Annotated in this window: 11 protein-coding genes; 5 read left to right on the top strand and 6 right to left on the bottom strand. The window is 65.8% G+C overall.

What is annotated here, in order from left to right:
• Positions 1 to 306 (bottom strand): hypothetical protein (locus EOINJALH_RS32615; protein WP_234413726.1); only part of this gene is annotated, 306 nt, incomplete at its 3' end.
• Between the two features lie 275 nt (positions 307 to 581).
• On the opposite strand from EOINJALH_RS32615, the gene EOINJALH_RS08465 reads away from it, so the two are divergent.
• The gene (locus tag EOINJALH_RS08465) at positions 582 to 1,157 is read left to right on the top strand and encodes a hypothetical protein (protein ID WP_088279916.1); all 576 of its coding nucleotides are present in this window, start codon (positions 582 to 584) and stop codon (positions 1,155 to 1,157) included.
• A 15-nt stretch (positions 1,158 to 1,172) separates the two neighbouring features.
• The gene (locus tag EOINJALH_RS08460) at positions 1,173 to 2,147 is read left to right on the top strand and encodes a relaxase/mobilization nuclease domain-containing protein (protein ID WP_088279915.1); all 975 of its coding nucleotides are present in this window, start codon (positions 1,173 to 1,175) and stop codon (positions 2,145 to 2,147) included.
• Positions 2,148 to 2,276: 129 nt separating this feature from the next.
• Here EOINJALH_RS08460 and EOINJALH_RS31115 read toward each other — a convergent pair whose 3' ends face one another.
• Entirely contained in the window at positions 2,277 to 2,771 is a 495-nt protein-coding gene (locus EOINJALH_RS31115; protein ID WP_144289928.1) for a hypothetical protein, read from the bottom strand.
• 266 nt (positions 2,772 to 3,037) lie between these two features.
• Between EOINJALH_RS31115 and EOINJALH_RS08455 the strand changes: the two genes are divergently transcribed.
• Genes EOINJALH_RS08455 through EOINJALH_RS33455 form a run of 3 tightly spaced genes read left to right on the top strand, consistent with a single transcriptional unit; the run spans position 3,038 to position 4,815 of the window.
• On the top strand, positions 3,038 to 3,283 hold the full coding sequence (locus EOINJALH_RS08455; RefSeq protein WP_088279914.1) for a M48 family metallopeptidase: 246 nt from the start codon (positions 3,038 to 3,040) through the stop codon (positions 3,281 to 3,283).
• 56 nt (positions 3,284 to 3,339) lie between these two features.
• Positions 3,340 to 4,428, top strand: a complete 1,089-nt coding sequence (locus tag EOINJALH_RS08450) for a hypothetical protein (RefSeq protein WP_144289927.1) — start codon at positions 3,340 to 3,342, stop codon at positions 4,426 to 4,428.
• A 21-nt stretch (positions 4,429 to 4,449) separates the two neighbouring features.
• A complete protein-coding gene (locus EOINJALH_RS33455; RefSeq protein WP_404872745.1) occupies positions 4,450 to 4,815 on the top strand; it encodes a hypothetical protein in 366 nt (121 codons plus the stop codon).
• Here the strand turns inward: EOINJALH_RS33455 and EOINJALH_RS08445 are convergent.
• The 4 genes from EOINJALH_RS08445 to EOINJALH_RS08430 all read right to left on the bottom strand — a co-directional run.
• Positions 4,757 to 5,617 (bottom strand): nucleotidyl transferase AbiEii/AbiGii toxin family protein, encoded by an 861-nt coding sequence (locus EOINJALH_RS08445; RefSeq protein ID WP_088279912.1) that lies wholly within the window; start codon positions 5,615 to 5,617, stop codon positions 4,757 to 4,759. The genes EOINJALH_RS33455 and EOINJALH_RS08445 overlap by 59 nt on opposite strands.
• Entirely contained in the window at positions 5,610 to 6,257 is a 648-nt protein-coding gene (locus EOINJALH_RS08440; RefSeq protein WP_234413725.1) for a type IV toxin-antitoxin system AbiEi family antitoxin domain-containing protein, read from the bottom strand. Before EOINJALH_RS08440 ends, EOINJALH_RS08445 begins: the two co-directional genes overlap by 8 nt.
• A gap of 52 nt (positions 6,258 to 6,309) precedes the next feature.
• Positions 6,310 to 7,590: a DUF1173 domain-containing protein gene (locus EOINJALH_RS08435; protein ID WP_234413724.1), complete on the bottom strand. Its 1,281-nt coding sequence runs from the start codon at positions 7,588 to 7,590 to the stop codon at positions 6,310 to 6,312.
• 9 nt (positions 7,591 to 7,599) lie between these two features.
• The coding region (locus EOINJALH_RS08430; protein WP_310732292.1) for an LPD7 domain-containing protein at positions 7,600 to 8,788 on the bottom strand (1,189 nt) is incomplete at its 5' end.

Raw genomic sequence — 8,788 nt, 5'->3', positions numbered from 1 at the left:
GTCGGGAGGCGGTGCTGGTGCGGCAATGTCGGCGCCACGACCGGGCCGTCCTGCCGATGCCATATCGACGGCTGCGCCACCCGACCTGGCAACCCTGGCCACCTCGCGCTGCACGGTGACATTGCTGACGTGGACGCCGACTGCGGCCAGGGCCTGCCGAATGGCCTCGAAGGTGTAGCCCTGGGCGCGGAGTTCGCACATCTCTGCCGCATAGCCCCGTGCTCGGCGCGAGCCGCGACCAGGAGGACTGCTTGGGACAAGTTTCATGGTGTCGCTTCTGCTCAGTTGCTGTGCAGTCGTGATCACTTGCTGTTCAGTTCGTGCACCTGCTGTTCAGGCGTTGTTCACGCGTTGTTCACGCGCTGCTCAACTTATTCACTTGCTGTGCAGGTGAGTCAGTGTTCCCTGCGATGAAAGCGATCTTCGAGGCTTGCAAGGCCGGGGCACGCGCGAGATCTGGGCCGAAATCTTGCGGCTCGAGAGGCTCGATCCAAGCCAATACTGGATGCGTAGGTGAGTGCAGAGATAGGCGGCCTGCCGCCGTTTTCACAAGCGCTTCGCGCCCCTCCATTCGTCGGCTCATGAACCCCACTGCCCATGACTTCGTCACGGTCGATATGCGCGGCTTGAAGGCCGCGTTGGTGGCGCGGGCGCAGGCCGAGCGGGTGAGCGTGTCGGTGCTGGTTCGAGCTGCAGTGGCTCACGATCTCGGACTTGCAGTCGAGGGCGAAGCCAGCCGTATGGATGCGCCAACCGTGGTCCCATCACGCGCCACCAGCATCAAGCTGTCGATACGCATGACATCCGAAGAGGGCTGGAAGCTCACCGCTGGGGCGCGCGCTGCGGGCCTGTCGCGCGGCGCCTACCTGGCCGGGCTGATCGCCAACGTGCCCGTGTTGTCGGCCGGTGGTGGCCGTGCCGAGCACATCGCAACCCTGATGGCTTCCAACGCGGAACTGGCGACCCTCAGTCGCAACATCCACCGCCTGACGGCGCTGCTTCGTCAGGCCAACGTGGAACCGGCGAGGCCATATTGGGAGATGTTGGACACGCTGGCCGGCGACGTGCGCCGGCATCTCGAGTCGGCCGCCCGCGTCTTGGCCGACCTGCAGCCACAGGGCCGTAGCGCTCGGCCCACAGCTCGATCAGCAGATTGACGAAAGGAGTTCCCTATGGCCCAACCACCCAACATCGACGGCATCTTGATCACCTGGGGCGATCGATTGTTCTACCCCGGCAACCGGGTGGTCAAGGTGAAGCCACAGCCCAGGCTGAGCGGAGACTCGGCACGTCTTCGCGCTGCCGCCATCCGCAAGCGCATCGAGGCGACGGTCGTCCGGCGCGCGCCCCAGGTCATGGTCAAGGTGACGGGTGGAGGCCGCGGCATGAAGGCCATCGCCGCGCACTTCCGCTACATCAGCAAGAACGGCCGGCTCGAGATCGAGGACCAGCGCGGCGAGACGATGCGGGGCAAGGACACCCTGCGCGACCTGGCAGATGAATGGCGCTTCGGTGGTTCACTGATCCCCGATGACGCCGAGCCCGGTCAACGGCGGGGGGCCTATAACATCATGCTGTCGATGCCGCGGGGCACCGACCCGTTGATCGTGCAACGCGCGGCGCGCGAGTTTGCGCGTGCAGAGCTGGCCAACCACAAGTACGTGATGGTGCTGCACGACCACCAATCCAATCCGCACGTGCACATCAGCGTGCGGGCCGAGTCGACGCATGGCAAGCGCCTGAATCCGCGGAAGGCCGACCTGCATCGGTGGCGGGAGACTTTTGCCGAGAAACTGCGAGGGTATGGTGTTGATGCGGAAGCGACTCGGCAGACGACCCGCGGGCACTCCCGGAACTACGAGCCATTGTGGCGCATCAAGGCACGTGAGGATGGGCGCCTGCGCACGCCCCGCTCAACCGGAAAGGCGGGACGGCAGGCGCGCGTTGCAAGGGCAGACGTCTTGGAGGCATGGACCAATGTGGGGCGTGTCTTGGCCGAGTCCGGCGATCCGGCCGACCGCCATCTGGCGAAATCCATCGCGGGCTTCGTCAACGAGATTGGGACCAGGCGAGTATTGCCGGCACCGACCCGTACACCTGAGGTCGCGCCGCCGGCCAAGATGGTCAACATGGACATCGGACGGTGAGCAAGATCTGCTCGAACCAGCGGTTGCAGCGGTGGATTTGGGCCACCGCTGCCATCGGGAGACTCAGCACCGGTAGCGCACCGCAGTTGCCAACGGATGCCGCCGATCGCCCGGCTCGGGTTCGCAGTGTCAACCCTCTGCTGTCGGGTGGGACATCGTGCGTTCGCGCAGGTTGATCCGTGCCTGGCTGACCACCAGTGCATGGCCATCGGGACGGGCCATGGCGAGCGCCACGCATGCCGTTGCGATGTCGTCGAGCATGAACATCGGGTTCGGGAATCGATTCCATGGCGCCCGGTGTGCACTCAGGAGCAGTTCGAATTCTGTGGGCCAGATTTCGCAGCTTCGACGCGCCATGCTCGGATCTCGCAGGGTCAACTGGGTGATCAGGAACTCGATAACGGGTCTCTGGCTGTCGGCGTCGCGAAGCGCCAGCGCGATGCATGCGCCGAGCAGGTCCGGATAGCGGAACCGCGGGACGGTATTGACCGGTGACTTGAGCAACCTGTACAGCAAGTCGTGCTCGGTGATCCAAATGCTCGTCTGGACGACGGATGAACGTCCTTCCTGGCCGGTGGTTTCGACGAATGCCTGGCCTGGCGACACAGTGAGTACGTTGTTCACGATGTAGCTCCTGGAGTAGAGACAGCACCTGCCGTGGATGAGCTCAAAGCCTAGGTGCGCAGGTCCGGCATGTCTCCCGGAAATCCCGGCACAAAGTGCCCCGGAAGTGGGGGATCGTCTGCCCCGCATGGCCACCGATCTCCCAGACTGAAACTGCGGATCGGCTCACTCACGCTGAGCCGGATGCGATTCGTGCCGGCCGCGTTCGTCCCGGATTCCGGCGCGTTGCCCCTGAAGAACGCGCCGAAGGTCGACATTCGGGTTCAATGATTCGCTTCGGTGGCATTCCGCCGTCGACCAGCTGCTCGCCGCGTGGGCGCATCACCTTGCACCCGGCCCTGGTACAGGCGCCGCGGGATTGCATCGACTACGCTGTGCTTCATGAGCTTTGCCACCCAGCCTGCCATGATCACAGCGCCAGGTTCTACCGGCTGCTCGACCGGCACATGCCGGGCTGGCGCGCCGTGAAGGCGCGGTTGGACGGCATGGCTGAAGATCTGCTGCGGCAGTAGCCGCGTGCGCTTGAGAGGGAGGCGAGGGGATGCAAGACGCGGACGAGGACTTCAGCATGCTGCTGAAGTTTCCGCCTGAGTACCCCTTGGCGGACCTGTATGTGCTAAGTGAGCGTCTGGCCACCGCCGACGTGTGTGTGCCAGGCTATGTGCCGCCGCCCATAGGTCTTTTTCACCCGGATGGGTACTTCTACGACCAGCACATCGAGCGGTCGAAGTCCATTCTGATTCCAGATCGGAACGTGGTGTCCCGGATGGCGCAGCTGGCGCGAGGACGTCGTGTGGAGGCGGACCAGCAGGTTCGAATGGCTGCTAGCCTGCTCGCGTTTGCGCAGTGCCTCGACATCGAGATTGAGCCATCCGTGGCATTCCACGAGCTTGCGCACACGGCTGGCAACCAGACCGCCTGGGACGAGCTGGGTTGGTTTCGGTCCGCCGATAACGCCAGGGTTCACGACGTGATGGACATCGCCTTGGGACGTGCGGAGCAACTGCGCGCGCCAGGCCCGCCCCATGATGTTCCGAGGCACGATCTGGCGAAGCCGCTCAGGCGATGGAATCGTAACTACATCATCGCGTTGAAAGTGATGGAACTCGAGTTGCAGGATCTGAGGCCGATAGACCGCGTGCTGCGCCTGCTGGACTGGATGCGGGACGACTTCATGTTCGGTGGGCCTGCGGCCATGCTGGCCAGCGTCTATTTCGCGCCCAACTCGCCACCGAAGCGCCGGGTCTTCAAGGACAAGAACTCATCTGACCGCGAGGCAGCGATTGCAGGTGCTCGCAATGCGGCCTGGGATCTGACGCACCTGAGCGAGTTTGTTCGCAAGGTGAACGAGGCAGGGCCCGACGGGCAGCCACGGTTCCTGTTTGCCAGCTTTGACCGGCACCTGCGCTTGATGGCAAGGCTGCTGTTCGACTGTGCCACTGAGATTTCTGCTGCCGATGCGCTACCAAAAGCCCTATCGAGTTGGTGGTCGGAGACCGACGCGCGCCGGATTGCGGCAACGATCACCGGTCACTTGGAACGCATCAACTCGGCCGAGTGGCGTGCCAAGACATCACCAGAGCCTGACTTCATCGACCGCATGATCGCGCGGGGAGAAGCGGTCGTTCGAGCGGCAGCCGTCAAGCCGCGGGGCTGAGCCCGGCGGTGGAAGTTGTAGATGTCACCCTCGGCGCCCTTTTTCAGGATCTCGCACGACGGACGTGCCGTCGACGAAGTCCCCAGTGAGCGTGATCGGCTGAACCAGCTGTTGGAGGACATTTACAAGGGGGCTCCCCGCACTGCTGGCATGGCGTACGAGGCTGCCCAGAAGGCGCTCAAGGCGGACCAGGAACTCTTCTTCACTGACTCCGAGCTGGATCACATGCTGCCGCAGCGCCTCAGAAGCTCAGAAGCCAACGCAAGTAGCGCGATCGACGTGACTCAAGGTACGGTGACCAGTCGATCCGAACTTGGGCGCGAGTGGATCAGGACCGGCCGGACGACCCCGTTGGCAGCAGTCTTTCCCGGAGGTCCCTCACGATGACGGCGAGTCGGGGTGCGGCGCCCGAGAGGTTCCTGGCAAAAGCGTCCCACTGTCGCTGCTTGCCGGGATCTGCTGCAAAGCTGTCGCTGAGTCCGTCTGGAACTTCCGCTGGGATCGGGGTGTTGCGCCGGGCGAAGGTTGCCACGACGGCACGGCGCAAGCGCTCTGGGTCAATCTCGAATGCGTCCGTCAGCATCCACACGTCGAAATAGTCCTTCATGCGGCTGTTGGCTCGACCCAGGACCACCATCGCATGAAATTTCTCGGCGATGACGGTCTCCGGTGGGTAGGCGCGCAAGTGTGGAGATGGCATGTCGAGCAGTACCGGCAGATCGATGTCCTCGACACCCGGCTCGACGGCATCGCCGAAGCCGATGTCCACGGTGATTGGAATCCGCGCACCAGCAAGTGCCGCCGTGGTGCGGAGCCGCGACCCACCGTACTCGAGCTCTTCGCGGATGGCCTCGATCTTCAGACCCTTCAGGTCGAAGCTGACCCCGTCGTCAATCTCGACCGCCATGATTTCGCGGAATGTCCGAAGCAGTGCACCTTCCGCCGCGTCCCCGAAGCCAAGCAGGTCCACGTCCCGAGTCGCCCGGTGCGGTTCATCGAACCAGGTGGCCAGCAGCATCGCGCCCTTCAGGACGAACCGGTCACGGTGCGGGGAAACGCTCAGCCGATGCAGCAGGCGCTCCAGCGCGTAGCGGGTCAGCAGCAGTTCCATCGGCTGGCCGCGCGCATGCGCCAGGTTGAGCAGCCGCTGGCGCACCGAGGCGCCGATGTTGCGTGGGTGATCAGGCATCGCTGGTCAGCGCCATCACGTAGGGCTCCATCGTGGCCCAGACGCCTGCTGCGTTGGCCTCGCGCGCGATCTCCGCTGGCGTGGCCTTGCGCTGGCGCAGCGCTTGGCGCAGGCCCTCGATAGCGAGGGCATCACCTACCGTGTGGCGGTAGCGGAACAGGTCGGCCACGGTCTTGGCCACGCCGAACACAGGCACGGCTGTACCGGCAATCTTCTTGCGCTCGACGCTGCGGTGCAGAAGCTCGTCGGAGAACCGGGCAATGCGGATCGGTGGATAGGTGAGTCGGGGCCGCCAGTCTTTGCGCCCGATGGCGATCCAGACCTTCGGCGGCATCTGGTCGGTGAGGCCGTGCAGCGCGAGCGCCGAAGCCAGGCAGATGATGCCCCTGGGTACCAGCCGAGACGCTTCGGCCAGGGACTGCTGGGTGTCGAGCGCGGCATTGGGAAGCTGGTATAGCCCTCGGGCGAGACGCACGACCTCGCCGGCGCGCTCCATGCGGCCGACCGTGGTGGCGGTGATGCCCGCCTCACTGAACTCCGCGAGCCGCGTCATCCCCCGCCGCTTGAGCAGCGCCAGCGCCTGGGTGCGCTGCGTGGAGTTGTCAGAGGCGGGAATGGTATGAATCCTCGGGCGAATCAAAGAAGCTTCCGAGGATTTATACCACGCTAGTGCGGCCGTGACGAGTGGCAGCTCATCGGCACTCGACTGCGGAGTCTGTCGCTGGTTTGGGATGCTGCTGCCGAGGCGGCAGCGCTGGCATCGCCTCGCGTGATGGACTCCAATGCCACGCCGGCACCGAAGGGTCGCACACCTGAAGATACCGCCCGCTGTCCTCGATGCCCGCGTGAACGATGAGGAGCAACGGTGCCGAACCTTCGAAGTCGTTCAGCGTCACACAGGCCAGCGCGCTCTCCGCACCCAGGTTGTAGCGAAGCCCCTTCACGAAGGACCGCCCATCAGCGACAAGCCGCTCGATGAGCTGCTTCTCGTAACCGTCTTCGATCGGCAGCCAGTGCCGTGTGACCGGCATCAGCGACAGCTCCATGATCGTCGGGATGCCTGCTGCCGCAACGCTGAAGGTCGCGATTGTCACCATGTGGATGTCATCGGCTGTACCCCAAAGCGCCAGCGCTGACTCGAAGCGCCGACCGAGTCGCCGGTAGAGCTGCTCGTCGATGGCGAAGGCCTGATCCGGCACATGCTTGATGACGGCCTTGAAGCCGTACCGTGCCGGCACGATCTCCTTGACCTCGGCGATCATCAGCATCAGGTGCTGCGGATGGCCCGGTCGCGCGACCGCTTGGGCCCACTGGGCCAGCCGGCGCATGTTGATCGCGTCCCGCTGCTCGACCGAGAAGACCTCGGGGATGTAGAGCCTGGCCTGTAGCGCACTCCTGCCGGCGATCTTGTGCTCTGCGGCCTGCAGCAGGTGCCTGCGCACCGTGCCCCAGGACCGCTTGCCCGCGAACCCTGGCTGCCAACGGGTCAGCTCGGCCTGGTCCCACAGATAGTGCAGCAGGCCGCGCAGCGAGAGCCGGGTGCCGTCGGACGCCACGCTGTCACTCTCGCCGCCGGTGGAGGGCGCAGTCGACCGGCCGGCAATCTTTGATAACGGGAAATCCAGTTTCAACGTCGTCTCGCCTGTGGCCGGGTCTTCGCTGATTGCGCTGCCCAGCACCTGCCCCAGGCCCGAGAACTCGGCCGGGGGCTCGTAGGAAGGGCAGTCGGGCGCGTGCCGGCTGCCGGTGCCGGGCATGCGTTTGACGATGAAGCCCCCGGTCGGACCCGCCAGGCGCGCCACGTACATCTCCACGCCTTCGACCAGGCACATGCAGCGCGGGCGCCAGTGTGCGGCGTGTGCTGCGGCGATGGCATCCGCCAGTCCCCGCGCACCCACCTCGAAGCGCCGCCCGCCAACCTCGTAGACGCCGGCCGGCGCAGTCAGCTCGGGCTCATGCAATGCAGCGTTCACGTCCGTGCCTCAGCGGACCGGCGCCGTACGATCGCGCGAGCGCTGCACCTCGGGCGTGGACACCCCGCCAGGGCGCTCGACCGTCCTCTGCGCCGGCGCCGCCACGTCCCAGACCTTGACTTTCGGCGCCTGACCATCGCGGATGCGCTGCGCGAGCTTCTCGGTCGCCGCGGCCAGGATGGCCTCGCGCCGCGGCTCAGGTACGCGCTTGGCGATCAACACCGCCTCGATCGCGGCCAGCACCGCCTTGGGTCCGCCACCGCCGCGGCCGGACATCTTCTCCGCCGGACCCTCGGCCGCGCCGGGGCCAACGCCCCGCGCCTGCTCGATCCGATTGACGAGCCGTGCCTCGCGTTCCTTCTTCAGCAGTTCCAGGTCGGCCGGGTTCGGCTCGTAGCCGAGCGCCTTCACGCCGCGCACCGAGGCTTCGAGCCAGACCATGCGCCGGAAGTCCTCGTTGCCCGACACCCGCACCCCGCGCCAGTTTCGCGCCTCGGCCACGTCGACCATCGACCGGGCCACCGACGGGCTGTTGGTGTCGGTGGCCAGCCGGAAAGTCGATTCGGTGAAGGCCACCCGCGAGGTGTCGCCGCGGAAGCGGTACTCGGTGCGGCCGATGGTCAGGTCACCCACCGTCACCGGCGCCCGCTTGATTAGGTAGCGGTCCACCAGTGCGGCTTCGAGCCGGGCCACCTGGGCGGCGCGCTCAGCCTTGGTGTCGATCCTGGCGATGGCTTTCGCGTCGGCCTTGCCTGGGTCGGCCTCGTCCCGCGCCTGGGACTTCGACGAAGTCACCACCGAAGCCGCACGGACCACCTCGGGCACGTCGTCGCGGAGCGGCACGGGATCCAGGGGACGTTCGGGCGCTGCTGCGCGCTGCGGCCCGCGCTGCCAAGTCCCATCGACCTTCTGCACCGTGGTCCTACGGCCTTCCTGGTCCAGCGCCACGAACCGGTTGCTGCCCAGCTGCTCGGCCTTGGCCACCATCTCGGCCAGCGTATTCGCGCGGTAGGTGACGTCCGCAAACGGATCGCGCAGTTCATAGCGCTCGCCGGGCACCTCAGCCGGCGTCTGGAAGCGCTCCTTGGCGACGCCGGCTCGATTGGCGGGTTCGACGGTGCCGCCTTGGGCCGGTGGGGGCTGGTGGGGCGAAGGGTTGTCTGCATCCATGGCGTCCTCGCGAGGGTTGGGGACAGGG

It is taken from the genome of Ideonella sp. A 288, assembly GCF_002198735.1.
Lineage (GTDB): Bacteria > Pseudomonadota > Gammaproteobacteria > Burkholderiales > Burkholderiaceae_C > Pseudaquabacterium.
Note: the sequence above shows the minus strand (reverse complement) of the source record. Positions and strands in the feature narration are given on the sequence as shown.